The organism is Dactylosporangium sp. NPDC051485, from assembly GCF_040682015.1.
GTDB lineage: Bacteria > Actinomycetota > Actinomycetes > Mycobacteriales > Micromonosporaceae > Dactylosporangium.
Genome location: NZ_JBFAZW010000066.1, coordinates 15,426 through 39,332, shown reverse-complemented (window position 1 = coordinate 39,332; position 23,907 = coordinate 15,426). Strand labels below are relative to the sequence as shown.

The window sequence follows — 23,907 nt, the reverse complement described above, 5'->3', positions numbered from 1 at the left end:
AGGTCGCCGGAGACGGCGGCCAGGTCCGCGGCGGCGTCGCGGACCGCGGTGACGCCGGTCGTGGTGGTCCGGTCAGTGGACGCGGCGGCGTTGTTTCTTGGCGCGGTTGCCGCAGCTGTCCATCGAGCACCAGCGGCGGCTGCCCGGGCGGGAGGCGTCCAGGAACACCGCGTGGCAGGAGGGGTCGGCGCACTCCCGCAGGCGCTCCGCCGCCGGCGACGTGACGAGGTCCAGGGCGTCGCGGGCGATGAGGGCCAGGGTGGCGGTGACGGGGTCGTTGGCGTACCACCGCCGCTCCCCGGTCTCGATCAGCGCCGGGATCGGCACCGAGCGCGCCGCCGCCTGGTTCACCCGCTCGCGCTGCTCCTCCGGCACGGCGGACAGGCCCCCGCCGCGGCGGGCGGCGCCGACCAGCGCGTGCACCGCCTCGCGCAGCTGCTGGGCGTCGCGCACGATCGCGGCCGGCACCACGCTGCCCGGCACCGGGGCGACCGGGCCGCACTGGGCGACCCACGCGGACAGCGCCGGGCCGTCGGGCAGGTCCTCCTCGGCCTGCGCGGTGCCGCGGTGGCGCAGCGTGCGGATGAAGTCGAGACACAGCCTGCCGGCTCCCTGGCGAAAGAGCATGTGGCTACCCTAGCCCCAACACCGGTTTAACCGGTACCCCTGCCCCCGCCGCCCGCGCGAGGAGGTCCCGCAGCGCGTCCAGGACGGGGCCGGGGCGCTGCGCATGGAGGTACTGGTGCGAGGCCCCCTCGACGAAGCGCTGCTCGCCGCCGGGCACGGACGCGGCGATCGAGGCGTGCAGGGCGCGAATGCCGTCGTGGGCCCGTTCGAGCAGGTCCGGCGGCATGTGCTGGGCCCACAGCGGGTTGCGCTCGGCCGCGGTGAGCACGATGAGCGGCACGCCGGGCGTCGGGCCGCCGGCGGCCAGCTCGGCGTACACCTCACGCTCCAGGTTGCGGCCCTCGGCGATGCCGGTGCGCCACGTCGCCAGGCGGTGCTCGACGAGCGCCTCGCGCAGGTCGGCCGGCCACTCGCGGTACACCTGGGAAAGCGCGGCGGCGGAGGCCGAACGCTGCTCGGGGGTGAGGTCCGGCAGCTCGTCCCAGGTGGGCTTCATCGCCTCGTTCATGGCCACCACCTCGGGCGGCAGGAACCGCAGGATGTCCTCGTGCCCGGGGTCGATGAGCAGCAGGCCGGCCACGTCGGCCGGGAACAGCTGGGCGAAGCGGCGGGCGTAGACGGCGCCCATGGAGTGCCCGGCGAGCACGTAGGGCCCGGGCAGGCCGGCCGCGCGGAGGGCGGCGCGCAGCTCGGCGGCCACGTCGGCGGCGCGGCGGGGCAGCGGGACCGGGTCGCTCCAGCCGGTGCCGCCGCGGTCGTACGTCACGGCGGTGGTCAGCTCCGCGGCGGCGCGCAGGACGTTGTCGTACTCCAGGCCGATCAGCCCGGCGCCGGGCAGGAACACGACCGGCGGCCCGCCCTCGCCGGCCCGGTAGAGCGCGATGCGGCGCCCGTCGACCTCGACGGTGGCACCCCGGGGCATTGTTCTCATGTCTGCGAACATTAGCAGTCGTGCGAACATAAGCCAATGGACCCCGTCGAACTGCTGCTGCACCCGGTCCGGCTGCGCATCGTGCACTCGCTGGCCGGGGGGCGCTCCCTGACCACGCAACAGCTGTGCGACCGGATCCCGGACGCGTCCAAGGCCACGGTGTACCGCCACGTCGCCCTCCTCGCCGAGGCCGGCATCCTGGAAGAGGCGGGCCAGCAGCGGGTGCGCGGCTTCGTGGAGCGCCACTACCGCCTGCAGCCGGCCCGCGCGACGGTCTCCGCCGAGCGCGCGGCCGCGGCCACCGTCGAGGAGCACCGGCGGGCGTTCGCCGCCGCGATGGCGGCGCTGCTGGCCGAGTACTCCGCCTACCTCGACGACCCCGCCGCCGACCCGGCCCGCGACCAGGTCGGCTACCGCCAGCACGCGCTGTGGCTGAGCGCGGCCGAGCGCGAGGAGCTCATCGCCGGCATGCGCGCCGCGATCGTGCCGCACCTGACCCACGAGCCCGGCCCGGGCCGGGAGCAGCACCTGCTGAGCCCGGTGCTGTTTCCCATGCACGATCACGACTCCTGATCGCTGCGCGAGGTTCTTGCGTCTTGGTCGCCGTTGCCCGACGCGGTGTGATGAGGGCATGCCAATCGTCACCGTGTTGCAGGGTCCCCGCGACGTCGAGCTCAAACGGGACCTCGTGCGTCGCATCACCGACGCGTTCGTCGACGCCTACAAGGTCCCGGCCGAGACCGTCCAGGTCTGGATCCAGGAGACGCCCCCGGAGAGCTGGTCGCTGGCCGGCACGCTCATCGCCGACAAGTAGCGGCCGCCTACGGTTGGCGGCATGGAACTGCGCCAGCTGCGGTACTTCGTGACCGTCGCCGAGACGCTGCACTTCGGGCGGGCGGCCGAGCTGCTGCACATCGTGCAACCCGCGGTCAGCCAGCAGATCCGCCGGCTGGAGCGGGAACTGGGCGCGCAGCTGTTCGACCGCTCGCCCCGGCGGGTGCGCATCACGGCGTTCGGCGAGCGCTTCCTGCCGGCGGCCCGCGAGGTCCTCGCCGCCGCCGACCGGGCCCTCGCCCTCGCCCACCCGGACCGCCGCACCATTCGCCTCGGCACGAGCACGGGCCTGGGCGAGCGCCTGGACCAGGTCCTCGAGCAACTGTCGCAAGCCGCACCCGACGTCGCCGTGGAGCTGGTGTCGGCACCCGTCGGGGAGCGCCTGGCCCAGGTCGCGGAGGGGCGCCTGGACGCCGCCTTCGTGCGGGGCGCGGCCCGGCACCCGGGGCTGCGAACCGTGGCACTGTGGACGGACCCGCTCGTCGCCGTGGTCTCGGCGCGCGGGCCGCTGGCGGCCGCCGCGTCCCTGGACCTGGCCGACCTGGCCGGGATGCGGCTGACGTTGACCGCGCGGCGCAACCACCCGGCGCTGGTCGACCTGGTGACCGGGGCGTGCGCGGCGGCGGGCTTCGAGCCGCGGCCGGGGCCGCCGGCCGGGACGCTGCAGGACACGCTGGCCGCCATCGGCGCGGACGAGACACTGTGGACGGTCGCCTACGCGGCCCACACCCGCACGCTGCGGGCCGGGAGGGTGGCCTTCGTGCCGTTCCGCGACCCCGGCCTGTCCCTGGTCACCTCCCTGGCCGTCCGCGACGGCGACCCGGACCCGGTGATCGCGGCCCTCGTCGGCGCCTAGTTCGCGCGGCGCCGGCGGGCCGCGGCGAAACACAGGATCGCCAGCAGCACCGCGAACGGGCCCCAGAGGTACCGTTCCCAGCCGCTCGGCGACGCGAAGTTCGCCAGCGCGCCGAGCAGGACCAGCCCGCCCAGCACCCACGTGGCGACCCGCGCGAACCCGTCCGGCGGCACGCTGGTCAGCCCCGCCCGCCGCGCGAGCACGAGCGCGGCGACGGCCCACACGGCGACCGCGAACGCGCTGGACACCCGCAGGTCGGCGGGCAACTGGCCCGGATGGCTGCCGCCCCACGCCGCGCGGCCGAACGGCGCGCCCGCCGCCAGCGACAGCTGGAAGGCCACCATCACCAGGCAACCGGCGGTCGCGGCGAGCGCGGCCGGGCGGGAAGCAGACGTGGTCAACTGGGGCTCCTGTCCATGTCGTCCAGGGCGGCGAGGCTCTCGTCCGCCCACGCGATCGCGGCCTCGGCGGTGTGCCGGCCCGCGGCGATGGTGAGGCGCCAGAACGGCGCATCGGCCGAATACTGCGGCTCGCCGGCGACCTCGGCGGCGAGCCGGTCCATCTCCCGCAGCCGCCGCTCGGCATCGGCCCGGGTGGCGGCGATCAGCTCGCGGCAGGCGTCGACGCCGAGCGTCCGGCCGAAGAACAGCCGCAGCATCAGCCCGTTGCGCGGCGGCACCTCCTGGATCGGCTGGCCGAGCAGCTCGCGCAGCCGCCGCGCCCCGTCCGGCGTGACCGCGAACGTCGAGGAGCGGGCCCGCGCGCCGCCGGTGCGGGCCACCAGCCCGCGCGCCTCCAGGTCGTTCAGGGTCGGGTAGATCTGGCCGAAGCTCTCGCTCCAGAAGTGGCCCAGCACGTCGCGGATGGCCTCGCGCAACGCGTACCCGGTCATCGGCTCGACGCTGAGCGCGCCGAGCACCGCCATCTCGGTCTGACTCGACCGTGCCATCCCCGCACCCCCAAATGTATCTGCCAGATATATTGGGCCGTCCGGGAAGCCAAGGTCAAGTCCGGGCCGACGATCGTCAGCAACCGGATACATTGGTCGGCGTGACCGAGACGATCCGGCTGACCGGCTACGCCCACGGCGGCGGCTGCGCGTGCAAGATCCCGCCCGGCGAGCTCGAGGCGGTGGTCGCCGGCCTGGTCGGCAGCCAGGCCCCCGCCGGGCCCGGCGAACTCCTCGTAGGCCTGGACGACGGCGACGACGCCGCCGTCGTCTCGATCGCCAATGGCACCGCGGTCGTCGCGACCGCCGACTTCTTCACGCCGGTCGTCGACGACCCCTACGACTGGGGGCGCATCGCCGCGGCCAACGCCCTGTCCGACGTCTACGCGATGGGCGGCCGGCCGGTGGTGGCCGTGAACCTGCTCGCCTGGCCGCGGGAGGTCCTGCCGCTGACCCTGGCCGCGGAGGTACTGCGCGGAGGCCTCGACGTCGCCCGCGAGGCCGGCTGTCACGTGGCCGGCGGACACTCCGTCGACGACCCGGAGCCGAAGTACGGCATGGCGGTCACCGGCCTGGCCGACCCGGACCGCCTGCTGCGCAACGACCGCGGCCGCCCCGGCCTGCCGCTCACCCTGACCAAGCCGCTGGGCATCGGCGTGCTCAACAGCCGGCACAAGGCCACCGGCGAGCCGTTCCCGCACGCGGTGGCCGCCATGACCACGCTGAACCGCGACGCCTCCGAGGCCGCCCTGGCCGCCGGCGCCGAGTGCGCCACCGACGTCACCGGCTTCGGCCTGCTCGGCCACCTGCACAAGCTCGCCCGGGCCAGCGGCGTCACCGCCGTCGTCGACGCCGCCGCGGTCCCCTACCTGGACGGCGCCCGGCAGGCCCTCGCCGACGGCTTCGTGAGCGGCGGCACGCGGCGCAACCTGGACTGGGTCCGCCCCCACCTCGACCCGGGCCGCACCAGCGAGGACGAGCTGCTGCTGCTCGCCGACGCCCAGACCTCGGGCGGCCTCCTCGTCGCCGGCGAACTGCCCGGCCACCCCGTGATCGGCCACCTCGTCCCCGGCGCGGGGGTGACCCTGCAGGTCCGCTGACCAGCTCGTCCCCCGCCGCGGATCATCCGTTCGACCGATCCGGTGATGTGTATCACCACCTAAGATCATCACTTCACGGCGAGCAGCGGGGTCCAGGGGTGCGCAGACAGTACTCGGTACCGGAGCGCCTCGGCGGCCTCGGCGTCGCGGTCGCGGCGGCGGCGGTGGTCTGGCCGGCGGTCACCGCCGGCACCGGCCTCGGCCTGCCATGCCCGCTGCGCTGGGCCACCGGCATCCCCTGCCCGTTCTGCGGGCTGACCACCGCCGCGGTGGAGCTGACGCACGGCCGGCCACTGGCCTCGCTCAGCGCCAACCCCGCGGTCCTGGGCCTCGCGATCCTCACCGCCGTGACGGTCCCGCTCGTCCTGCTGCGGTGGCTCGGCCTGGTCTCCCTGCCGGTGCCGTGGTCCGCCACCACCCGCCGCCGGATCGGGCTGGCCGCGCTCACCGCCGCGGCGGCGAGCTGGGCGTTGCAGCTCCACCGGTTCGGACTCGTCTGAGCCGTCACCGTTCCCCCCACACCCCGAGGAGCGATATCCCTATGAACTACGCATCCTGGCCGCAGCGCGTCGGCGCCAGCCTCGTCGACGCCATCCCGATCTGGATTCTCATCGGCATCGGCATCGCCGTGGACGGTCCCGGCAGCGACGGCGGCCCGGGCCTCATCTACTTCCTCTTCACGCTGCTCGCCCTCGCGTTCGCTCTCTACAACCGCTCGTACCTCGGCGGCCAGGGCGCCAGCATCGGCAAGAAGGCCCTCGGCCTGAAGCTCATCGACGAGCAGACCGGCCGGCCGCTCGGCTTCGGCAAGGCGTTCGTGCGCGACATCTGCCACTTCGTGGACGGCATCATCTGCTACATCGGCTTCCTGTTCCCGCTCTGGGACGCCAAGCGTCAGACCATCGCCGACAAGATCGTCAAGACCCTGGTCGTCAAGGGCTGATCGGCCGCCGCTGCCGGCCGCTCAGTCCGCTGGGCGGCCGGCCAGCACGAACCCGGGCAACGAAAACCGGGTGGCGAGCCCGGACAGCAGGAACGTCCCGCCCCGCAGCTGCGGCCGCCAGCCGCTGGCGAGGGCCTGCTCGACGAGCGCCCGCACGTCGGCGGGGGTCGGGTGCGCCATGTCCGTCGCGCCCGCGCCCCACGGGCCGGGCGGGAGTACCGAGATCAGGTCGGCCTGCAGCGCCTGCCCACTCTTGCCGCCGCCCCAGACCCGGACCCGGACGGCCCGCTGCCAGTCGACGCCGGCCCGCGTCCAGCGGATGTCCGCGCGCCACATGAACTCACGGGGGCCGATCCGCAGGCGGCGCAGGCGCGGGCGCGGCATGTCAGGCGCTGCCGCGCTGGGGTTCGACGACGTACTTGGGGTCCTTGGTCGAGGCGACGCCGGCCTCGTAGATGCCGAAGCGGGTGGCCAGGGAGCCGGCCAGCAGGGCGGCGCCGGACAGGGCGGACACGACGCGGCTGCGGCGGCCCAGCAGGGCGCCCGCCGCGCCGGCCAGGTTCAGGGCGCGGGCGGCGTGCAGGAGGCGGGCCGCCTTGCCCGTCCGGTACGGCTCGCTCAGCAGGCCCAGGCCGGTCTCGATGCGGTGGGTGGCGGCCACCTCCAGGGCCACGCCGGTGACCGCCAGGGCGCGGGCCGGGCCACCCTCCGACGGCGGGGCGCCGATCAGGCCGACGGCGGCGCCGCTGGCCAGTGCGCTGCCGGCGAAGGCGAACGGCAGGTCGGCGCGGGCCTCGTGCCACGACGGGACGGCCGTGTCGGCGATCAGGACCGCCGTGTACGTGGCCAGGCCCGGCGCCAGTGCCGCGGCCCCCAGCCCGGCGGCGCGACCGGCGGCGTCCGTGAGGCGGCCGGCCGGGCCGTTCCAGCGGCGGGGGCGGATCTCGGCCGTGGCCGCGAGCCCGGCGGCGCCGCCGAACGCGGTGAGGAGCCAGGTGCCGACGGACATCGGCGAGGTCGGCTTGGCCACCCGCAGCATGTGGTGGAAGCGCTCGGGCCGGCCGAGGTCGTTGATCAGGAAGTAGGTGCTCGCCCCCAGCGCCCCGAGTGCGGCCAGGCGGGCGGCCCGCCGGGTGCGCGGGCGGCCCGTCAGGTCGGCACCGGCCGCGAGCAGCGCACTGCCGGCCGCCAGCCCCCCGGTGAACAGGTACGCGGGGATGTCGTGCCGCCACGCCGGCGCCTTGAGGATCGGGCGTCCGTAGTACGAGTCGCTCACTTGCGCCTTCCCAGGAAGGAGACGGCCACCGCCGCGGCCATGGTCAGGGCGGCCAGCCCGGCGCGCTTCCACATCTGCGGCAGGTCCCGGGTGGTGACGACCGGGGCCGGGGGCAGGCCGTAGACCTCCGGCTCGTCGAGCAGCAGGAAGAAGGCGCCCTGGCCGCCGACGCCGTCGGCGGGGTCGTGGCCGTACAGCCGCGCCTGGGGGTCGTCGAGGGCCTCGAGGCGGGCCTGGGCGCGCTCGCGCAGCTCGTCCAGCGGCCCGTACTGGATGGACTCGGTCGGGCAGGCGGTCGCGCAGGCCGGCCTCAGGCCGTCGCCGATGCGGTCGTAGCACAGCGTGCACTTCCAGGCGCGGCCGTCGCCCTCGCGGCGGTCGATGACGCCGTAGGGGCAGGCGGAGATGCAGTACCCGCAGCCGTTACAGATGTCGGCCTGCACGATCACGGTGTCGAACTCGGTGCGCATCAGCGAGCCGGTCGGGCACACGTCGAGGCACGCGGCGTGGGTGCAGTGCTTGCACACGTCGGAGGCCATGAGCCAGCGCATGTCGCCGTGGTCGCCGACGGGCTGCTCGATGAAGGCGACGTGCCGCCACGAGTTCGCGTCGAGCTGGCCGGTGTTGTCGAAGGACAGGCCGAGCAGGTCGAGGCCGTCGGCCGGCACGCCGTTCCACTCCTTGCAGGCGACCTCGCAGGCCTTGCAGCCGATGCACACGCTGGTGTCGGTGAAGAAGCCCATCCGCTGCGGTGCGCTCACACGCCGGCCCTCCGGTTGTAGTCCTCGACAAGGGCGCGCAGCGCGGCGCCGCGGGGGCGGCGGCCGGGGCGCACGTCGCAGGTGCCCACCTTGCTCTCCTGGATCAGCACGTTGGGGTCGAGCACGATGCCGACGAGGTCGTTGGCGGAGTCGCCGGTGGTGAGGCCGGCGCTGCCCCAGTGGTACGGCAGCCACACCTGGTGCACCGGCCGCCCGTCGATGCGCAACGGCCGCAGCCGCTTGGTGACCAGCACCCGCGCCTCGATGGCGGAGCGGCTCGTGATGACGTGCGCCCAGCCGAGGTGCTCCAGGCCCCGCTCCTGCGCCAGGGCCGGGGACACCTCGACGAACATCGCCGGCTGCAGCTCCGACAGGTAGTCCAGGGTGCGGCTCATCCCGCCCGCGGTGTGATGCTCGGTGAGCCGGCTGATGGTGAACACGAACGGGAACACGTCGCTCTGGGACGGGTTGGACGGGTTCTCCGAGCGCTGGTACCGCTTGCGGGTCGGGTTGACCTGCTGCGGGTACAGCGGGTTGCGCACCGGCGACTCGGCCGGCTCGTAGTGCGCCGGCATCGGCCCGTCGACCAGCCCGGACGGCACGAACAGCCAGCCCTTGCCGTCGCTCTGCATCACGAACGGATCGTCCCCGGCGATGCCCGCCGATCCGGACGTGCCCCGCTGCGGGCGGTATGACGGCGGCTTCGTCTTCTCGAAGTCGGGCACGTCCGGGCCGGTCCACTCGCCCTGCTCGGCGTCCCACCAGATGTAGCGCTTGCGCTCGCTCCAGGGGCGGCCGTCAGGGTCTGCCGAGGCGCGGTTGTACATGATCCGCCGGTTCATCGGCCACGCCCAGCCCCACTCCAGCCCGATCGGGTCGGATTCCGACGCGGGGGTACGGCGGGCCGCCTGGTTGACGCCGTCGGCGTAGACGCCGGAGTAGATCCAGCAGCCGCACGCCGTGGAACCGTCGTCCTTGAGGTGCATGAAGCCGGACAGCGGGTCGCCGGTGGAGACGTCGAAGCCGTTGATCTCGCGCAGTACGGCCTCCGCGGAAGGCTCCTCGTGGGGCCCGTGCGTGGGGTAGTCCCAGGCCAGGTCGCGCACCGCCCGGTCGCGGGGCAGCGGCGAGTCCGCCAGCCGGGCCTTGAGCATCCGGCCGAGGTGGTAGAAGAACCACAGCTCGGAGCGGCAGTCGCCCGGCGGCTCGACGGCCTTGTGCCGCCACTGCAGCAGCCGCTGGGTCTGGGTGAACGTGCCCTCCTTCTCCACGTGGGAGGCGGCCGGGAGCAGGAACACCTCGGTCTTGCAGGTCTCGGGCGAGATCTCGCCGGTCTCGATCTCGGGCCCGTCGCGCCAGAAGTTGGCGCTCTCGATCTCGTACAGGTCGCGCACCACGAGCCAGTCCAGCTGGGCCATGCCGAGCCGCTGGGCCCGGCCGTGCGCGGAGCCGACGGCCGGGTTCTGCCCGAGCAGGAAGTAGCCCTTCACCTTGCCGTCGAGCATGTTCAGGACGGTCTGGTAGGTGCCGTGGTCGCCGGTGAGCCGGGGCAGGTACCCGTAGCCGTAGTCGTTCGCGGCGGTGGCGGCGTCGCCGAAGTACGCCTTGAGCAGGCTGACGGCGAAGGCCCCCGCGTTGCCCCAGAAGCCTTTCTGCCCGGGGTTGCGGATCGAGTCGACCCAGTCGGCGAGCGTGTCGTGCTTGCCGGCCGACGGCATCGGCAGGTACCCCGGCAGCAGGTTGAACAGCGTCGGGATGTCGGTCGAGCCCTGGATGCTGGCGTGCCCGCGCAGCGCCATGATCCCGCCGCCGGGCCGCCCCATGTTGCCCAGCAGCAGCTGGATGATGGCCCCGGTGCGGATGTACTGCACCCCGACCGAGTGCTGCGTCCAGCCGACCGAGTACACCAGCGCGGTCGTGCGCTCCCGCCCGGAGTTGCGGGTCCAGGCCTCGCACACCCGCGCGAACTGCTCCGGCGGCACGCCGCACACTTCGTGGACCATTTCCGGGGTGTACCGCGAGAAGTGCCGCTTCAGGATCTGGTACACGCAGCGCGGGTGCTGCAGCGTCGGGTCCCGGTCGGCGGCGGCCGGCACGGAGGGCCCGTGCGACTCGTGCTGCATCGCCGCCGCGGTCTCCCGCGTCGCGTAGCCGTGCTCCGGGTGGTGATGATGCCCCTGGTAGCGCCACGACGACGGGTCGTAGGCGGCCTTGTCCGGGTCGAAGCCGGAGAACAGCCCCTCGAGGTCCTCGGTGTCGCGGAACTCCTCGCCGATGATCGTGGCCGCGTTGGTGTACGCGACGACGTACTCGCGGAAGTCCAGCTCGTTGCTCAGGATGTGGTTGACCACGCCCCCGAGGAACGCGATGTCCGACCCGGCGCGGATCGGCACGAACATGTCAGCGAGCGCGCTGGTGCGCGTGAACCGGGGGTCGATGTGGATGACCTTCGCCCCGCGGGCCTTGGCCTCCATCACCCACTGGAAGCCCACCGGGTGGGCCTCGGCCATGTTCGAGCCCTGGATCACGATGCAGTCAGCGTTGGCCAGATCCTGCTGGGATCCGGTGGCCCCGCCGCGACCGAAGCTGGTCCCCAGACCGGGGACGGTGGCGGAGTGTCAAATGCGCGCCTGGTTCTCGATCTGCAGCGCCCCGACCGCCGTGAACAGCTTCTTGATCAGGTAGTTCTCTTCGTTGTCCAGCGTCGCCCCGCCGAGGCTGGCGATGCCGAGCGTCCGGTTGAGCGGCGTGCCGTGCTCGTCGGTGTCCTGCCAGGTCTCCTCCCTGGCCTTGACCACCCGGTCGGCGATCATCTCCATCGCCGTGCCGAGGTCGAGCTCCTCCCAGGCGGTCGCGTAGGGCCGCCGGTACTTCACCTTCGTCACCCGCAGCGGGCTGGTCACGAGGCTCTTGCTGGCCGAGCCCTTCGGGCACAGCCGCCCGCGCGAGATCGGGCTGTCGGGGTCGCCCTCGATCTGGATGACCTTGCCATCCTTGACGAACACCCGCTGCCCGCACCCGACGGCGCAGTAGGGGCACACGGACCGGGCCACCGAGTCGGCCTGCGTCGTGCGGGCCCGCAGCTCATCGGTGCCCGGCGAGCGCACGGCCTCGCCCCGACCGGTCGGATCCGACCCGGTCAGCTGCCGATACACGGGCCACCGCCGCAGCCACTCCATGGTCAACACTGTAGCGCCCGCCCACGCTGGACGCGTGGCCAGCCAGGACGAACCGGCGTGGGTGGTGCTGCTGCCCGTGGTCCTTCGAGGCCCTGTCCTCCCGGCGGCATCGCGGTAAACGACGTGCTCCTGCACCGCCTGGACCGGTAGCGTGCCTGCTCATGGACCGGGTCGAGCAGATCAACGGGGTGGACGCGCTGGTGCTGGCGGACGAGGGGCCGGCATACGGCGCCGAGCTGAGCGCGGGCGACCTGGTGGGCGCCGCCCTCTCCCACGGCGTCGACCTGGTGGTGATCCCGGCCCACCGCCTCACGGACGACTTCTACGTGCTGCGCACCGGCGTGGCCGGCGACATCCTGCAGAAGCTGGTGAACTACCACCTCCGCCTGGCCGTGATCGGCGACATCTCCGCCCACGTGGCGGCCAGCACCGCCCTGCGCGACCTGATCCGCGAGTCCAACCGCGGCCGCAACGCCTGGTTCCTGCCGGACCGCGAGTCCCTGGCGGCCCGCCTGCCGTGAGTCCGGGCCACCCCCGCGCCGCCCCCGCGTCGCCGCGCATGGTCTTCGGCATCAGCGTGCGCCATTTGCCATGATGCGTTGTTTACGGGGCAGCAATTTCGCCCGAGCCCTGGGATAATCGAAACATGGGCGGGCAGCTGCAACTCTTCACCAAGACCGAGTTGGCTGCCATGCGCGACCGGACCAGGTCGCGTCGCTATTCTCCGGCTATGGAGCAGTTCCGCCGGGAACATGCGCGACATCGCGCCTGGGGATTGGCCAAACGGCACGCCGAGCGGCTGCGCCGCGCACACGCCGACAGCCCACCACCGGCCGACGACCGGCAGGACGACTCGGCGCCCGGACCGGCACCTGAGCAGTCCGGACATCCCGCGAGCGGCAGCACGGCGGACGATACTGATCCCGCGCCGCACGAGACGAACGACACCACAAAGCCCAGCCCTACATCGAAGCGTCGGGACGCACCCGCACCACCACCGCGAAGACCCGCCGATGCGCCAACACGCCCGGACAATAAACGGCCACCGACGCATTGCGGTCGTCCTTCAACAATGCCACGCACGCCCGTTCCTTCAAGCCCCAGAATAACGGCATCAGACAACCGCCCGCCGCCGATTCCCGACGTATCGCTGCGAGTTTGCGAGCGCGGCTGGCGCTCTCTACGCCGTCAGCGCATTGGACAGGCGACGTCGAAGCCCGCTGCGACCCCACCCTGCGCCATGTCCTGGAACCGCCGACCGACCCACGGCTCCCCGCCGATCGTCGGGCCGTCCCGCCGCACCCGGGCCTCCGCACCCCGACCCGGACCCGCCGGACCTCGCCGCACTGCTGTCCCGGTTGCCGCTGGAGCGCACCCTCGCATACGCGACCGAGGCCCACCTCCCGCTGCCCGTCGCCGCCAACGTGCTGCGCGCCCCTGGACGGCGCAGCACGAACCGCCCACGGCCGCTGCCGCAGCGGCCTTGTCTGAGACGGCCCGGCCTGGGATGCCATCGCTCATTCCCTGACCGCCTTGGCCGTCACCGGCGCTGGCGCGGGTCGACCTCGCCCCGATACCCGCTCGGGCAGCAGCATCCGCGGTGGACCCTCCGGCCCGCAGCGGCAATGAACAGCTCAACGTGCGTTCTTCCTTCGGCGCGTTCGCCGCTCTCGCCGGCCCGATCAGCCGCGGCTGCCAAACCGCAAGAAGGCGCGCCCTCATCTGTCTGGCGCGCCGCCGCATCGACGTCCTGTGCGCCACGCTCCGCGACAAGGTTGCCTACCAACCACGGCCGGTCCCAGCCCCTACCATCACCGCCATGATGGAACTGAGCCTCAACGACTTCGCCGCCGCGGTGGCCGCCAGAGCCGCATGGTGGCAGGAGGCGGGGGTCCAGTGGCAGCTCCATTACGGCCCTGCCCATGACAAATCGGCAGCCTGGGTCGACTGCACCACCGCCCACCGCGAGGCCCAACTGACCGTCTGGACCAGCGGCGAAGCCGAACTGGACGTCGGCGACGTCTCCACCGGTGCCATTACCAGCACTCACTACGAACTGAGCGACACCGCCGAACTCGCTGTGTGCCTCGACGACCTCACCGGCCAGCTCACGGCACCCACTGGTGGGGCTTGACAAAGCCTAGAAGGACACCCCCGCGCGGCAAGGAGGACCCGCATGGCCCGCCTGCCCCCGACCCGTTGCGGGCGCCGCGCTACCGCCGCGTCGTCGATCGAAAAAGCGGCGAGGTCTTCGGTAGATGGTTCCTCGACCAAGACGACCATCAGCACGGAGACCTCGCGGCGGCTGGGCTCCGGACGGCCTCGCAGCGGGATCAAGGCGACCATCCCGTCCAAGGCCGACCGGGACGCAAACCGTCGCAAGCTGGGGTCAACGGGCGGCCGGCCGCCGGCCTTCGACCCCGGACGCTGCCGGCAACGCCACGCCGTTGAGTGCGGCATCAACCGCCTCGAACGTCACCGTGCCGTGGTCACGCGATACGACTGCCGTGCGCTACCGGGCCAGTCTGCGCATCACCGCGATCAGCGAATGGCTGTGGTCGGGCAGGTCTGGTCGACGTTCCACACCTGCGGCAGGTCGCTGCCACAGAGGCAGCAGGCGAAATCGCCGTCCTTGACCACGTTCAGTTGCGCGCAGTCAGGGCAGCGGCGGAACACGAACTCGGAGGTGAACCCACCCGGATGGTCCAGCCCTGCCTGCTGCAGCGCCGCCGCTAACGCAGGCCAGCAGGGCGGGTCGGGGCAGTAGCCGGTGGACTGATTGCTGACCTCGCTGACCAACCATCCGCCCGGACGCTGCACCACAGCGATCTCTCCGGCGGCGCGCACTGTACCGCCGCCCGCGCAGGCCACGTGTTCGCTGCGGCGGGCCGCCAATCGCAGGACACCGTCGGTGTCGACCACGTAGGTGAACGGCTCTGCCAGCTCTCGCGCGTTCACGGAGGCCACCCAGACGGCGAGATCCTCCGCGGACCGGATCGACCGTCCCTCCGCACCTTGCAGCGCGATCGCAGCGATGTCGGCAGGACCTACGTACCGGTAACGTCGCTGCTCACCAGCCACCGCCCGACCGTAGCGCCTTTCTGCAAACACTGCCGGGCGCGCCTGCCCCGCCACGCCGCTCGTCGCGCCGCCTCGGTGGGGGCTGGGGTGCGGGGTGGTGGTCAGGTCGGCAGGGCCTGCAGCACGTAGCGCTCCTTCAGCCAGGGGATCAGCATGCGGTACGCGACGATGGTGTCCGGCTGGCCGTTGTCGTGCGACAGGATGATCGAACCCGGGCGGACCAGGGCCTGGACCTGCGCGATGACGCGGGCGATGTGGGCATTGTGGTTCTTGTCCCTGGTGTGGTCCCAGTCGCGGGGGTCGACGTCCCAGTAGATCGACTCCATGCCCAGCGACTTGGCCCTGGCGACCAGGTCGGGGGTGAAGTTGCCGCCGGGCGCGCGGAAGTACTTGATCGGGGCGTCGGGCACGGCGGCGTGGATGGCGTCGTTGGTGTGCTGCAGGTCCCAGTCGATGTAGCTCGGGTCGCGCTTGGCCAGGTCGAGCAGGTGCTGCCACGAGTGGTTGCACAGCGTGTGGCCGTCGGCGTAGATCTGGCGGACCAGGTCGGGCCGGTCGCGCACCCGGAAGCCGACCATGCAGAAGGTGGCCTTCACGCCGTTGTCGCGCAGGATCTTGAGCAGCGCCGGGGTGTTGATCGGGTCGGGGCCGTCGTCGAAGGTGAGCGCGACCTCGGTGCCGGACGTGCGGCTCACCGACCCCGCCGGGCCGTCGCCGGCCGGTCGGGTCGTGGAGCTCTCCGGGACGTTCGACGTCGCCGGGGACCCGCTCGACGGCGGCGAGTCCGACGCCGGCGGCGAGGCCGGGGCGGACCCGTCCGCGGACGGCGACGCGGAGGCCGGCGGCGAGGGCGACTGCGACGCCGGGACCGAGGCCGGGGTGCCGGCGGTCACGCCCGGCTGGGCGGTGACGCGCGGCTTGTCGCCGTTGCAGGCCACGATGCCGGAAAACACCATGATGGCCGCGGCCGCGAGTGCGATCCTTCGCCTGTAGCCGAGCACTTCGAAGCTCCCCAATCTTCGCGAACAACGCGAAGCCACGCTATCGGAACGGCGGCCCGTGAGGCAGCCCCCGCCCTGGATGGCGACGCTGCGTATAGGCCGGCGTCACAGCGAGGCCCGCCACTCCACAGTGGGACGCGTGACGGTGCCCGTCGAGTTGCTCCTACGCCGGGCGCGCGATCACATCGACCGGCAAACCACGCAACCCGGGCACGGTCGCGGCCGTGGTGTGCCCGATGCGCTGCCTGACCCGCCGGCGTATCGAGCTGGCCCAGGACCTGCTGCGTAGCGGGAACCTTACCGTCGCCGAGGTGTGCCCGGCCGCCGGCTTCACGAGCCCGGGCTCCTGCTCGGCGAAGTTCACCCGGATCGCCGGTGAGCGCCCCAGGTCGTACCGCACGCCTCACATCCCCGGGTGCCGGCTGTTCACGGCCGGGGTGACCCGCCGCGTCGAGGCTGCCGTGCGCGACGACAGCGGCAACCGGCTCGTGCTCGCCGAACCGCGGGAGTTCGCCGGCTGAGCTACTGTCCCCGCATGGGTCGTCGTCAAGACCACGCGGCGGTACTGCGCGAGCTCCCACCCCCCGAATGGCCCGCCTACCCGGGGCAGCGCAGTGGCGCCGACCTCGAACCGGTGCGGGCGGTCGCCGGCATGGCCGCCCCGGACGCGCTGATCGCGCCGGGCGACAAGTACCTCGTGCTGTGCGGCGTCACCGGCCTCGGCCGCCTGCCGGCCGAAGCCGACCCCGGCGTCGCCTGGATCGCGCGCGAGCACCGCGGGAAGGCGAGGATGCGATGAGGACGGTGCACACCGCCGATCTCACGGCGGGCGAGCGGGCGCAGGCGCGGGCCGTGGTCGATGCCGCGTTCGGGGGCCGGTTCGCCGACACCGACTGGGCGCACGCGCTGGGCGGCCTGCACGTGCTGGCCGAGGCCGGGCCGCGGATCGTCGCGCACGCCTCCGTCGTCCAGCGCGCCCTGCTCGTCGACGGCGTCGCGATGCGGGCGGGGTATGTGGAGGCTGTTGCCGTACACCCGGATCATCAGCGACTCGGGTATGCCACCGCCCTCATGGACGAGGTGGAGCGCATCATCCGGGCCGCCTACGACATCGGGGCGCTGTCGGCGTCGTCGGCCGGCGCGGGGCTCTACGCCCGGCGGGGCTGGCTGCGGTGGCCCGGCACGACCGCCGTGCTCACCCCCGACGGCCTGCGCCCGACCCCGGGCGACGACGGCTCCACGTACGTCCTGCCGGTCGTCACCACCCGCCTCGAAGGCGTCCTGGCCTGCGACTTCCGCTCGGGAGACAGCTGGTAGAAAAAATCTTGGGAGGCGATGTCGGATCGCGGCGGGGCCGTTCGAGGGACCGGTTGAAGGCACCCACGACCGGAAGGAAGCCCACCATGACCGCCACGCTCGTCACCCCCGAGATCCAGGCCAACCGCATCACCCGCTCGCTGCTGGGCTACGGCGTGCTGGCCGGCCCGTTCTACGTCGGTGTGAGCCTCGCCCAGGCCCTGACCCGCGAGGGCTTCGACCTGAGCCGGCACTCGTGGAGCCTGCTGGCCAACGGGTCCCTCGGCTGGCTGCAGATCACCAACTTCGTCCTCGCCGGCCTGATGGTCATCGCCGCCGCGGTGGGGCTGGCCCGGGCCGTGCCGTCGCGGTGGGCCCCGCTCCTGGTCGGCGCCTTCGGGACGGCGATGATCGCGGCGGGCGCGCTGCGGGCCGACCCGGCGCTAGGCTTCCCGGCGGGCACCCCGGACGGCCCGGGCACCGTGTCGTGGCACGGCATCGGCCACCTGACGGCGGGCGGGATCGGGTTCCTGTGCGTGATCGCGGCGACGTGGGTGCTGGCCCGGCACCAGCCGCGGGGCCTGGCCTGGTACTCGCGGATCTCCGGCGTCCTGTTCCTGGCCGGGTTCGTGGGGATCGCGTCGGGCAACCGGGCACCGGCGCTGACCCTGGGCTTCGTCGCCGGGGTGATCATCATCTTCACCTGGCTCGCCGTGATCTCCGTCCGGCTGTACCGCTCGCTGCCCTGCCGGTGACCGAATCAGCTCGGGCTTTGGTGTCCACGGGCGGTCAAGGCAAGGGCGGGGTCATGCGGAAGGCGTGCACGGTGACGGCGACAGGCACGGTGCCGGGAGTCCGGGGCGGGCGCGCCGCGGCGTGGAGGGCGTCGCCAAGGGCTTGAATCCCGCTGCGGTACCGCTCCCACTCCTCCGGCGCCACCCAGAGCTCGCCGTCCGTCGTCGCGCCGGCGTGCTCAGGGTCGCGGCGGGCCGCCCGCTCCCGCAGGCCCACGGCGAGGGCCTCGGCCAGGAACGGCGCGCCCTCGCGCTGATCGGACAGCGGGGAGCCGTGCACCGTGCGGTAGCGCCGCTCGTGCCCGCCCCGCCGGTTGCGCTCCTCGGCCAGCTCGACGAGGCCGGCGGCGGCCAGGCGGCGCAGGTGCTGGCTGGCCAGCGCGTGCGAGATCGACAGCTCGCGGGCCAGCTCGGCGGCGGACAGGGGGCCGGGCCATATGAGGTTGAGCATGCGCAGGCGCAGGGGGTGGGCGAGGGCGCGGAGGACATCGTCCGGCATCCCCCAAGCATATGATTGGTGGTATGGCCTGGACGACGGGGAGGGTCCTGCAGGACCGCAATGCGCGGCTGTACCTCGGCGGGGTCCTCGTCTCGGGCTTCGGCGACTCGGCGATGTCCCTGGCCGCCGGCGTGTGGATCAAGGCGCGGACCGGCTCCGACGCCCTGGCCGGGATCGTCGGGGCCGGCATGTGGCTGGCCCTGCTGCTCGGCCCGGTGCTGGGCGGCGTCGCCGACCGGACCGACCGGCGGCGGCTGCTGGTGGCGGTGAACCTGGCCCTGGCGGCGGTGATGGCGGCGGTCGCGCTGGGCCGCCTGTGGATGCTGTTCGCCGGCTTGGCCCTGGTCGGCGCCGGGGCCGTACTGGCCGGGGCGGCCGAGGCGGCGCTACTGCCGGCCGCGGTGCCGCAGGGCCTGCGCGGCGACTTCAACGGGCTGGTGCGCAGCGTCACCGAGGGCATGAAGCTCGTGGCACCGCCCGTGGGCGCCGCCCTGTTCACGGTGCTCGGCGGCGCCGCCGTCGCGCTGCTCAACGCGGGCACGTTCGTCGCGGCGGCCCTGGCCTTCGGCCTGCTGCGGGTGAACCCCGGGCCGCCCGCCCCGGCCGCCGCCCGGACGGCACCGACCACAGGGAACGCCGGGAGCACGCGGGAGCCGGCGCCGCCCGTCCCGGCGGAAGCCCCGGCCCCGCGGACCACAGCGCCGGCGCCGCCCACCCCGAAAGACGCCCAGGCTGCGGGGACCGCCGAGCCGACGCCGCCCACACCGGAAGACGTCCCTACGGCGCGAGAGCCGACGCCGCCTACACCGGCGGATGCCCGGATCGGGCGGACCACGACCGGCGCCGGGACCGTGCGGGAGTCCGCCATGCGACTGCTGCGGCGGGATCGGGCGCTGCGGGCTCTGGTGCCGGCCGCGGCCGCCGCCTTGGTCGCCTCCAGCCTGTCCAGCAGCGCCACGTTCGCCGTGCTCGATGAGGGCCTGCACCGCTCGCCCGCGTTCGCCGGCGTGCTCACCCCGGCCCAGGGCCTGGGCTCGGTCGCCTGCGGACTGCTCGCCGGCACCCTGCTGCGCCGCCTCGGCGAGCGCGGCTTCGCGGCGCTGGGCCTCGCGCTCTTCGCCGCCGGGGCAGCCGCCCGGGTGGCGCCGTGGACGGGGGTGGTGGTGGCCGGGGGCGTGCTCATCGGGCTCGGCCTGCCGGCGCCGCTCATCGCCGCGGTGACCGCGGTCCAGCGGGCCGTGCCCGGGCGCGCCCTGGGCCGGGCCGCGGCCACCGCCAACACGCTGATGTTCGCCCCGACCGGCCCGGCGCTGCTACTCGGCGGCGCCGCCGTCGCCCTGCTCGACTACCGGGTCCAGATCATCGCCGCGGCCGCCCTCGGCGGGCTCGCCGGCGCCCTGCTGCTGCGGCACCGACGCCGATGGGCCGGCGCGGAGCACACGGCGCAACCGCTCGTGCCAGAAGAGGCAGACCGGGCCGGCGCAGAGCGCACGACGCAGCCGCTCGTGCCAGAAGAGGCAGACCGGGCCGGCGCAGAGCGCACGACGCAGCCGCTCGTGCCGGAGGAGGTAGACGGGGCCGGCGCAGAGCGAGGCCGGCACAGCGATCCCCTCCTCCGCGGCGGCCGCCAGGATGCCGCGAACCCTCCGCCGGGCGGGCCGGCTACCGGCCGGCCGCCGCCCGCAGCAGGAACCCGCCGCCGTCGCGCCGGCCGACGGTGAGCGCGCAGCCGGCCGCGTCGAGCCGCTCGCGCAGCCCCGACAGGCCGTGGCCCGCCGAGCCGGAGACCGGCGCCTCCTCGGGCGCCGCGGCCAGTTCCGCGGTCGGGCCCCGGCCGTCGTCGCTGATCTCGATGGCGCCCCGGTCGAGGCGGATCCAGCAGTGCTTGGCCTCGCTGTGCCGCACGACGTTGGTCACGCCCTCGCGGACCACCCAGGCGAAGAGCTCCTGCCGCTCCGGGTCGACCTCCTCGCCGGTGACCGGCACGTCGGCCTCGATCCCGGCCGCGTCCAGGGCGCTGCGGGCCGAGGCGAGCTCGCCGGCCAGGGACATCTCCCGGTAGCCGGCCACGGCCGCCCGCACGTCGGCGAGGGCCTCCCGCACGAGCCGCTGGATGTCGGTCAGCTCGGCCTCGGCGCGCTCGGGGGCGAGCTGCACCAGCCGGGCGGCCAGCTCGCTTTTCACCGACACCACGGTGAGCGAGTGGCCGAGCAGGTCGTGCAGGTCGCGGGCGAAGCGGTTGCGCTCGGCGGCGATGGCCAGCCGGGTGATCTCCTCGCGGGCCTCGGCGAGCTGGGCGTTGCGCTGCAGGACCCGGGTCACGCCCCACACGGCCAGGGCGGCCACCATGATGGCGAAGGTCAGGTCGATGCCGTGGTCCCAGCCGGGCACGGTCCGCGGCAGCACGAACGCGGCGGCGGCGCAGCTCAGCACGACGCCCCAGGCGCCGGCCGTGGGGAGCGAGAAGACGGCGGTGACGGCGATGTAGACCAGCGAGGTGAGCCCCGACTCCCCGACGTCGACGGTGAGCACCGTGGCCAGCGCGACCAGCACGGCGAGGAGGGCCAGGGACCGGGCCAGGGCCGGGGTGCGGCCGGTGGCGCGCCGCTCGCTGCGGATCGCCATGAAGCCCAGCACGTAGATGACGCAGAACGCGATGGCGGCGGTCAGGCCGGTGATCCGCTGCCAGGTTTCGGGGCGGTGCCAGGCGTCGCCGATCGGGCCGGCCATGTAGAACAGCCACACCGCCGCCCACGCCCAGAAGAACCGGGACGCGGGACGGCGGTCGGACAGGCCGGGAGGCATCTCGAACACGGTAGCCGACCTCAGGCGCGCGCGGTGTCCACGCGGAATCGGCGCAGGGCGATGAGGGCCAGGGCGACGGTCCAGCCGGCCAGCACCAGGATCGCCTGGGTGTCGATGTGGCCGCCGTCCAGCGGGCTGCGGGCGACCTGACCGGTCCAGTAGGACGGGGTCAGCTTGGCGATGTACCGCAGCGTGTCCGGCATGAGGTCCACGGGCACCCACAGGCCACCGAAGGCGGCGAGGGTCAGGTTGAGCAACGCGGAGACCTGCTGGACGCTGTCGGGCTTGGCAAGGTACCCGATGACCACGCCCAGCGCCGCGAACGGCAGCGAGGACAGCCACGCCCCGACGAAGCACAGCACCCACTCGGCCGCGCTCAGCCGCACGTGCAGCCCGGCGGCCCCGACGGCGAACGTGATGATCACCGGCAGGACGCCGACGGCCAGGGCGAGCAGCACCTTGTTCAGCACGTAGGCGGCGGGCGAGAGCGGGGTCAGCCGCAGCGTGCGGTTCCAGCCGAGGCCGCGCTCCACGGCGATGGTGCCGCCGCTGGAGACGGCCGCGGTCATCGCGCCGAACAGCGCCATGCTGACCATGACGTACTTCTTCGCGTCCGCGTCCCCGCGGACCGACACGCCGCCAATGATGAGCAACAGCAGGGCCGGCATGAGGGTGGAGAAGATGACGACGCGCTTGTTGCGCAACAGGCGGACGGCTTCCAGCCGCATGTAGGACAGGTTCACTGGATGCTCCCGGCGGCGGTGAGGGCGATGAAGGCGTCTTCGAGGTTGCGGCTGGTGACCTCGATGTCGTGCGCGGAGGTCGCGGCCAGCAGCGCGCGCAGGGCGGCGTCGGAGTCGTCGCAGTGCAGCAGCACGGTCTCGCCGCGCGACTCGACGCGCTCGACGCCGGGCAGCGCGGCCAGGGCGGCGAGGTCGGCGCCGGGGATCGCGGCGCGGATGGTACGGCCCGACACGGCGGCCTTGATCTGGGCACCGCTGCCGTCGGCGATGATCCGCCCGGAGCGCAGCAGCACGATCCGGTCGGCGTAGTCGTCGGCCTCTTCGAGGTACTGCGTGGCGAAGAGCACCGTGCGGCCCCGGGCCGTCTCCTCGCGCATCGAGGCCCAGAAGGCCCGGCGCGTCTCCACGTCCATGCCGGTCGTGGGCTCGTCGAGGACGAGCAGGTCGGGGTTGACGACCAGCGCCATCGCGAAGCGGATCCGCTGCTGCTGGCCGCCGGAGAGCCCGGCGACGCGCTGGCGGGCGAACTCGGCGACGCCGGCCCGCTGCAGCACCTCCGCGACCGGGCGGGGGTTGCGCTGCAGGGCCGCGGCGAGGCGTACCGTCTCCTCGGCCGTCAGGTCCGGCAGGAGACCGCCGCTCTGCATGAGCGCGCCGACCGCGCCCTGGGCGATGGCCTTGGCCGGTGCGTCGCCGAACAGGCGCACCTCGCCGGCGTCGGGCCGCTGCAGCCCGAGCAGCATGTCGATCGTGGTCGACTTGCCCGCCCCGTTCGGGCCGAGCAGCGCGACGACCTCGCCCCGGCGGATCGTGAGGTCGAGCCCGTCCACGGCGGTGACCGCACCGAACCGCTTCGTGAGCCCGGTCAGCTGGACTGCTTCGTTGGTCATGCCGACAGCATCGCCCGGGATCGACGCCGATCGGGCTGCATCGCGTCACCCGCACCCCCATGACATCTGTCATGAGGGCGTTCGCTTGCCATGCCCGGCCCCCGTCGGCGACGTGACGCACCCTCATGACATCTGTCATGAAGGCGTGAGCTTGCCAGGCCCGGCTACCGTCGGCGGCGTGACGCGGCGACTGTGGCTGGTCGGCACGGCCGGGCTGACGGCCGGGGCCGTGGTGGCGACCGTGGCCCTGGCGCCCGAGGGCTCGGCCCCGCCGGGCCGGGCGCTGCAGTGGCTGCTGTTCGTGGGCTCCTCCGTGCACGTGGCGGCGACCGCGTGGTTCTTCACGGTGCCGCAGGTGCGCCGGCACGCTTGGCAGAGCCGGATGCGGTACGTCCACGTGCCCGCCGCCCTCGTGGTGCTCTGCGCCGCCGTCGCCGCGCTGCTGCCGGCCCGGCTGCTCGCCTGGCCGCTGCTGGGCTTCTTCGCCTGGCAGTTCTTCCACTTCCAGAAGCAGAACCTGGGCCTGGCCGCGCTCGCCGGGGTATCGCACGGGGCCGGCTCACTGCGCCCGGGCGAGCGGCGCGCCATCGTCGCCGCCGGCCTGGCGGGCACGGCCGCGCTGCTGGTCCGCCCGGAACTGCTGCAGCTGACCGTGGACACCCGCGTGCGCTGGCTGTTCCCGCTGGCCGGCGCCGCCTTCGCGGGCGCCGTGCTGGCCGGGATCTGGCTGTTCCTGCGCCGCCCCCGGCAGGCCCGGCCCGTGCCGTTCGCCGTCGTGTACGGCATCTCGCTGCTGTTCTTCGCGCCGGTGTTCGTCTTCGCCTCGCCCTATGCCGCGGTGGCGGGGCTGACGATCGCGCACGGGTACCAGTACCTGCTCATCGTCGGCCTGGTCGCGGGCGCCCGGACACCCTCGGCGGATCGGCTGGCGCCCGTGCTGGGGCTGGCCGCCTTCGTGAACATCGCGCTGCTGGGCGGCCTCGCGCTCAACGCGGCCTCGCACCTGCACGACGGCGGGCCGGTGGCGCGGGCGGTGTTCGGCGCCTACACCGGGCTGCTCATGGCCCACTTCGTGGTCGACGCGGGGTTGTGGCGCCTGCGTGACGCCTTCCCCCGCGCCTTCCTCACCGAACGCTTGCCCTACCTTCTGGCTGGTTCAGCCCCCGCCACAGCCGCCGGCGGCGCCTGAGGCAGGTGCGGCGATCGCGACGACCGCCACCACGGCCACGGTCAGGGCGACCACGGCCAGCAGGATGACGAGCCGGACGCGGCTGCGGCGGCGCGGCTCGACCGGCGCTTCCGCTTCGACCGGCGCTTCTTGGAGTGCCATGCGGCCGACGAT

The 23,907-nt window shown here is 73.7% G+C and carries 30 protein-coding genes and 1 pseudogene; 16 read left to right on the top strand and 15 right to left on the bottom strand.

The genetic code is table 11. From position 1 onward, the window contains the following. Positions 1 to 72 precede the first annotated feature (72 nt). Both AB0M46_RS31810 and AB0M46_RS31805 read right to left on the bottom strand, forming a co-directional pair. Complete coding sequence (locus tag AB0M46_RS31810; RefSeq protein ID WP_363342026.1) at positions 73 to 627, bottom strand: ABATE domain-containing protein; 555 nt, start codon at positions 625 to 627, stop codon at positions 73 to 75. A gap of 4 nt (positions 628 to 631) precedes the next feature. Further along, positions 632 to 1,558, bottom strand: coding sequence for an alpha/beta hydrolase (locus tag AB0M46_RS31805; protein WP_363342024.1), 927 nt, complete (start codon positions 1,556 to 1,558; stop codon positions 632 to 634). A 36-nt stretch (positions 1,559 to 1,594) separates the two neighbouring features. Between AB0M46_RS31805 and AB0M46_RS31800 the strand changes: the two genes are divergently transcribed. Genes AB0M46_RS31800 through AB0M46_RS31790 form a run of 3 tightly spaced genes read left to right on the top strand, consistent with a single transcriptional unit; the run spans position 1,595 to position 3,248 of the window. Beyond that, on the top strand, positions 1,595 to 2,131 hold the full coding sequence (locus AB0M46_RS31800) for a helix-turn-helix domain-containing protein (protein ID WP_363342022.1): 537 nt from the start codon (positions 1,595 to 1,597) through the stop codon (positions 2,129 to 2,131). Positions 2,132 to 2,189: 58 nt separating this feature from the next. After that, positions 2,190 to 2,372: a 4-oxalocrotonate tautomerase DmpI gene (gene dmpI / locus AB0M46_RS31795; RefSeq protein WP_363342020.1), complete on the top strand. Its 183-nt coding sequence runs from the start codon at positions 2,190 to 2,192 to the stop codon at positions 2,370 to 2,372. Between the two features lie 21 nt (positions 2,373 to 2,393). Next, complete coding sequence (locus tag AB0M46_RS31790) at positions 2,394 to 3,248, top strand: LysR family transcriptional regulator (RefSeq protein ID WP_363342018.1); 855 nt, start codon at positions 2,394 to 2,396, stop codon at positions 3,246 to 3,248. On the opposite strand, the gene AB0M46_RS31785 is transcribed toward AB0M46_RS31790, so the two are convergent. Together AB0M46_RS31785 and AB0M46_RS31780 are read right to left on the bottom strand one after the other, a co-directional pair. Then, the gene (locus AB0M46_RS31785; protein WP_363342016.1) at positions 3,245 to 3,649 is read right to left on the bottom strand and encodes a hypothetical protein; all 405 of its coding nucleotides are present in this window, start codon (positions 3,647 to 3,649) and stop codon (positions 3,245 to 3,247) included. The two genes, AB0M46_RS31790 and AB0M46_RS31785, sit on opposite strands and share 4 nt — an antisense overlap. Then, the gene (locus AB0M46_RS31780) at positions 3,646 to 4,197 is read right to left on the bottom strand and encodes a PadR family transcriptional regulator (RefSeq protein ID WP_363342014.1); all 552 of its coding nucleotides are present in this window, start codon (positions 4,195 to 4,197) and stop codon (positions 3,646 to 3,648) included. Before AB0M46_RS31780 ends, AB0M46_RS31785 begins: the two co-directional genes overlap by 4 nt. Before the next feature lie 92 nt (positions 4,198 to 4,289). Between AB0M46_RS31780 and selD the strand changes: the two genes are divergently transcribed. The 3 genes from selD (at position 4,290) to AB0M46_RS31765 (ending at position 6,240) form a co-directional block, all read left to right on the top strand. After that, positions 4,290 to 5,297: a selenide, water dikinase SelD gene (selD, locus tag AB0M46_RS31775; protein WP_363342012.1), complete on the top strand. Its 1,008-nt coding sequence runs from the start codon at positions 4,290 to 4,292 to the stop codon at positions 5,295 to 5,297. 98 nt (positions 5,298 to 5,395) lie between these two features. Then, complete coding sequence (locus AB0M46_RS31770) at positions 5,396 to 5,797, top strand: DUF2752 domain-containing protein (protein ID WP_363342010.1); 402 nt, start codon at positions 5,396 to 5,398, stop codon at positions 5,795 to 5,797. 41 nt (positions 5,798 to 5,838) lie between these two features. Continuing rightward, positions 5,839 to 6,240: an RDD family protein gene (locus AB0M46_RS31765; protein WP_363342008.1), complete on the top strand. Its 402-nt coding sequence runs from the start codon at positions 5,839 to 5,841 to the stop codon at positions 6,238 to 6,240. Positions 6,241 to 6,261: 21 nt separating this feature from the next. Here the strand turns inward: AB0M46_RS31765 and AB0M46_RS31760 are convergent, their stop codons facing one another. The 4 genes from AB0M46_RS31760 to fdh are packed head-to-tail and all read right to left on the bottom strand — an operon-like array spanning position 6,262 to position 11,456. Next, positions 6,262 to 6,624 (bottom strand): integrase, encoded by a 363-nt coding sequence (locus tag AB0M46_RS31760; RefSeq protein ID WP_363342006.1) that lies wholly within the window; start codon positions 6,622 to 6,624, stop codon positions 6,262 to 6,264. A gap of 1 nt (position 6,625) precedes the next feature. Next, on the bottom strand, positions 6,626 to 7,516 hold the full coding sequence (gene nrfD / locus AB0M46_RS31755) for an NrfD/PsrC family molybdoenzyme membrane anchor subunit (protein WP_363342004.1): 891 nt from the start codon (positions 7,514 to 7,516) through the stop codon (positions 6,626 to 6,628). Further along, on the bottom strand, positions 7,513 to 8,259 hold the full coding sequence (locus AB0M46_RS31750; protein ID WP_363342072.1) for a 4Fe-4S dicluster domain-containing protein: 747 nt from the start codon (positions 8,257 to 8,259) through the stop codon (positions 7,513 to 7,515). Before AB0M46_RS31750 ends, nrfD begins: the two co-directional genes overlap by 4 nt. Before the next feature lie 14 nt (positions 8,260 to 8,273). Continuing rightward, positions 8,274 to 11,456, bottom strand: coding sequence for a formate dehydrogenase (gene fdh / locus AB0M46_RS31745; protein WP_363342002.1), 3,183 nt, complete (start codon positions 11,454 to 11,456; stop codon positions 8,274 to 8,276). Positions 11,457 to 11,617: 161 nt separating this feature from the next. Here fdh and AB0M46_RS31740 point away from each other — a divergent pair, with 161 nt between their 5' ends. The 3 genes and pseudogenes from AB0M46_RS31740 to AB0M46_RS31730 all read left to right on the top strand — a co-directional run. After that, positions 11,618 to 11,977, top strand: coding sequence for a DUF4180 domain-containing protein (locus AB0M46_RS31740; protein ID WP_363342000.1), 360 nt, complete (start codon positions 11,618 to 11,620; stop codon positions 11,975 to 11,977). A 1,301-nt stretch (positions 11,978 to 13,278) separates the two neighbouring features. After that, positions 13,279 to 13,590: a hypothetical protein gene (locus AB0M46_RS31735; protein WP_363342070.1), complete on the top strand. Its 312-nt coding sequence runs from the start codon at positions 13,279 to 13,281 to the stop codon at positions 13,588 to 13,590. Positions 13,591 to 13,785: 195 nt separating this feature from the next. Further along, positions 13,786 to 14,092 (top strand): annotated as a pseudogene (locus tag AB0M46_RS31730) (hypothetical protein); the annotation flags it as partial. Here the strand turns inward: AB0M46_RS31730 and AB0M46_RS31725 are convergent. Continuing rightward, positions 13,998 to 14,537, bottom strand: a complete 540-nt coding sequence (locus AB0M46_RS31725; RefSeq protein ID WP_363341998.1) for a hypothetical protein — start codon at positions 14,535 to 14,537, stop codon at positions 13,998 to 14,000. The pseudogene AB0M46_RS31730 and the gene AB0M46_RS31725 overlap by 95 nt on opposite strands. Positions 14,538 to 14,638: 101 nt before the next feature. Next, positions 14,639 to 15,232, bottom strand: coding sequence for a polysaccharide deacetylase family protein (locus AB0M46_RS31720; protein ID WP_363341996.1), 594 nt, complete (start codon positions 15,230 to 15,232; stop codon positions 14,639 to 14,641). Here AB0M46_RS31720 and AB0M46_RS31715 point away from each other — a divergent pair. The 5 genes from AB0M46_RS31715 to AB0M46_RS31695 all read left to right on the top strand — a co-directional run bounded on the left by AB0M46_RS31715 (position 15,222) and on the right by AB0M46_RS31695 (position 17,589). Then, positions 15,222 to 15,530, top strand: coding sequence for a hypothetical protein (locus AB0M46_RS31715; protein ID WP_363341994.1), 309 nt, complete (start codon positions 15,222 to 15,224; stop codon positions 15,528 to 15,530). The two genes, AB0M46_RS31720 and AB0M46_RS31715, sit on opposite strands and share 11 nt — an antisense overlap. A 244-nt stretch (positions 15,531 to 15,774) precedes the next feature. After that, on the top strand, positions 15,775 to 16,059 hold the full coding sequence (locus AB0M46_RS31710) for a helix-turn-helix domain-containing protein (RefSeq protein ID WP_363341992.1): 285 nt from the start codon (positions 15,775 to 15,777) through the stop codon (positions 16,057 to 16,059). 14 nt (positions 16,060 to 16,073) lie between these two features. After that, the gene (locus AB0M46_RS31705; protein WP_363341990.1) at positions 16,074 to 16,337 is read left to right on the top strand and encodes a hypothetical protein; all 264 of its coding nucleotides are present in this window, start codon (positions 16,074 to 16,076) and stop codon (positions 16,335 to 16,337) included. Further along, entirely contained in the window at positions 16,334 to 16,855 is a 522-nt protein-coding gene (locus AB0M46_RS31700) for a GNAT family N-acetyltransferase (RefSeq protein ID WP_363341988.1), read from the top strand. Before AB0M46_RS31705 ends, AB0M46_RS31700 begins: the two co-directional genes overlap by 4 nt. 86 nt (positions 16,856 to 16,941) lie before the next feature. Continuing rightward, complete coding sequence (locus tag AB0M46_RS31695; RefSeq protein ID WP_363341986.1) at positions 16,942 to 17,589, top strand: DUF998 domain-containing protein; 648 nt, start codon at positions 16,942 to 16,944, stop codon at positions 17,587 to 17,589. A gap of 34 nt (positions 17,590 to 17,623) precedes the next feature. Here the strand turns inward: AB0M46_RS31695 and AB0M46_RS31690 are convergent, their stop codons facing one another. After that, positions 17,624 to 18,127: a metalloregulator ArsR/SmtB family transcription factor gene (locus AB0M46_RS31690; RefSeq protein ID WP_363341984.1), complete on the bottom strand. Its 504-nt coding sequence runs from the start codon at positions 18,125 to 18,127 to the stop codon at positions 17,624 to 17,626. A 23-nt stretch (positions 18,128 to 18,150) separates the two neighbouring features. Between AB0M46_RS31690 and AB0M46_RS31685 the strand changes: the two genes are divergently transcribed. After that, complete coding sequence (locus AB0M46_RS31685; RefSeq protein WP_363341982.1) at positions 18,151 to 19,848, top strand: MFS transporter; 1,698 nt, start codon at positions 18,151 to 18,153, stop codon at positions 19,846 to 19,848. Here AB0M46_RS31685 and AB0M46_RS31680 read toward each other — a convergent pair. From AB0M46_RS31680 to AB0M46_RS31670, 3 genes are read right to left on the bottom strand one after another with little or no spacing between them, the layout of a single operon-like run. Beyond that, positions 19,790 to 20,932 carry a sensor histidine kinase gene (locus tag AB0M46_RS31680; protein ID WP_363342068.1) on the bottom strand — a complete coding sequence of 381 codons (1,143 nt, stop codon included), beginning with the start codon at positions 20,930 to 20,932 and terminating at the stop codon, positions 19,790 to 19,792. The genes AB0M46_RS31685 and AB0M46_RS31680 overlap by 59 nt on opposite strands. A 20-nt stretch (positions 20,933 to 20,952) precedes the next feature. Further along, on the bottom strand, positions 20,953 to 21,675 hold the full coding sequence (locus AB0M46_RS31675; RefSeq protein ID WP_363341980.1) for an ABC transporter permease: 723 nt from the start codon (positions 21,673 to 21,675) through the stop codon (positions 20,953 to 20,955). Next, a complete protein-coding gene (locus tag AB0M46_RS31670; protein ID WP_363341978.1) occupies positions 21,672 to 22,565 on the bottom strand; it encodes an ABC transporter ATP-binding protein in 894 nt (297 codons plus the stop codon). Before AB0M46_RS31670 ends, AB0M46_RS31675 begins: the two co-directional genes overlap by 4 nt. Before the next feature lie 178 nt (positions 22,566 to 22,743). Between AB0M46_RS31670 and AB0M46_RS31665 the strand changes: the two genes are divergently transcribed. Next, complete coding sequence (locus AB0M46_RS31665; protein ID WP_363341976.1) at positions 22,744 to 23,754, top strand: hypothetical protein; 1,011 nt, start codon at positions 22,744 to 22,746, stop codon at positions 23,752 to 23,754. On the opposite strand, the gene AB0M46_RS31660 is transcribed toward AB0M46_RS31665, so the two are convergent. Continuing rightward, positions 23,722 to 23,895 carry a hypothetical protein gene (locus AB0M46_RS31660; RefSeq protein ID WP_363341974.1) on the bottom strand — a complete coding sequence of 58 codons (174 nt, stop codon included), beginning with the start codon at positions 23,893 to 23,895 and terminating at the stop codon, positions 23,722 to 23,724. The genes AB0M46_RS31665 and AB0M46_RS31660 overlap by 33 nt on opposite strands. Positions 23,896 to 23,907: the final 12 nt, after the last annotated feature.

Coding starts and splice junctions, on each gene's coding strand:
- AB0M46_RS31810 (WP_363342026.1), bottom strand. CDS start 627: ATGCTCTTTCGCCAGGGAGCCGGCAGGCTGTGTCTCGACTTCATCCGC.
- AB0M46_RS31805 (WP_363342024.1), bottom strand. CDS start 1,558: ATGAGAACAATGCCCCGGGGTGCCACCGTCGAGGTCGACGGGCGCCGC.
- AB0M46_RS31800 (WP_363342022.1), top strand. CDS start 1,595: ATGGACCCCGTCGAACTGCTGCTGCACCCGGTCCGGCTGCGCATCGTG.
- dmpI (WP_363342020.1), top strand. CDS start 2,190: ATGCCAATCGTCACCGTGTTGCAGGGTCCCCGCGACGTCGAGCTCAAA.
- AB0M46_RS31790 (WP_363342018.1), top strand. CDS start 2,394: ATGGAACTGCGCCAGCTGCGGTACTTCGTGACCGTCGCCGAGACGCTG.
- AB0M46_RS31780 (WP_363342014.1), bottom strand. CDS start 4,197: ATGGCACGGTCGAGTCAGACCGAGATGGCGGTGCTCGGCGCGCTCAGC.
- AB0M46_RS31765 (WP_363342008.1), top strand. CDS start 5,839: ATGAACTACGCATCCTGGCCGCAGCGCGTCGGCGCCAGCCTCGTCGAC.
- AB0M46_RS31760 (WP_363342006.1), bottom strand. CDS start 6,624: ATGCCGCGCCCGCGCCTGCGCCGCCTGCGGATCGGCCCCCGTGAGTTC.
- AB0M46_RS31750 (WP_363342072.1), bottom strand. CDS start 8,259: ATGGGCTTCTTCACCGACACCAGCGTGTGCATCGGCTGCAAGGCCTGC.
- AB0M46_RS31740 (WP_363342000.1), top strand. CDS start 11,618: ATGGACCGGGTCGAGCAGATCAACGGGGTGGACGCGCTGGTGCTGGCG.
- AB0M46_RS31735 (WP_363342070.1), top strand. CDS start 13,279: ATGGAACTGAGCCTCAACGACTTCGCCGCCGCGGTGGCCGCCAGAGCC.
- AB0M46_RS31710 (WP_363341992.1), top strand. CDS start 15,775: ATGCGCTGCCTGACCCGCCGGCGTATCGAGCTGGCCCAGGACCTGCTG.
- AB0M46_RS31705 (WP_363341990.1), top strand. CDS start 16,074: ATGGGTCGTCGTCAAGACCACGCGGCGGTACTGCGCGAGCTCCCACCC.
- AB0M46_RS31700 (WP_363341988.1), top strand. CDS start 16,334: ATGAGGACGGTGCACACCGCCGATCTCACGGCGGGCGAGCGGGCGCAG.
- AB0M46_RS31695 (WP_363341986.1), top strand. CDS start 16,942: ATGACCGCCACGCTCGTCACCCCCGAGATCCAGGCCAACCGCATCACC.
- AB0M46_RS31690 (WP_363341984.1), bottom strand. CDS start 18,127: ATGCCGGACGATGTCCTCCGCGCCCTCGCCCACCCCCTGCGCCTGCGC.
- AB0M46_RS31685 (WP_363341982.1), top strand. CDS start 18,151: ATGGCCTGGACGACGGGGAGGGTCCTGCAGGACCGCAATGCGCGGCTG.
- AB0M46_RS31680 (WP_363342068.1), bottom strand. CDS start 20,932: ATGCCTCCCGGCCTGTCCGACCGCCGTCCCGCGTCCCGGTTCTTCTGG.
- AB0M46_RS31670 (WP_363341978.1), bottom strand. CDS start 22,565: ATGACCAACGAAGCAGTCCAGCTGACCGGGCTCACGAAGCGGTTCGGT.
- AB0M46_RS31660 (WP_363341974.1), bottom strand. CDS start 23,895: ATGGCACTCCAAGAAGCGCCGGTCGAAGCGGAAGCGCCGGTCGAGCCG.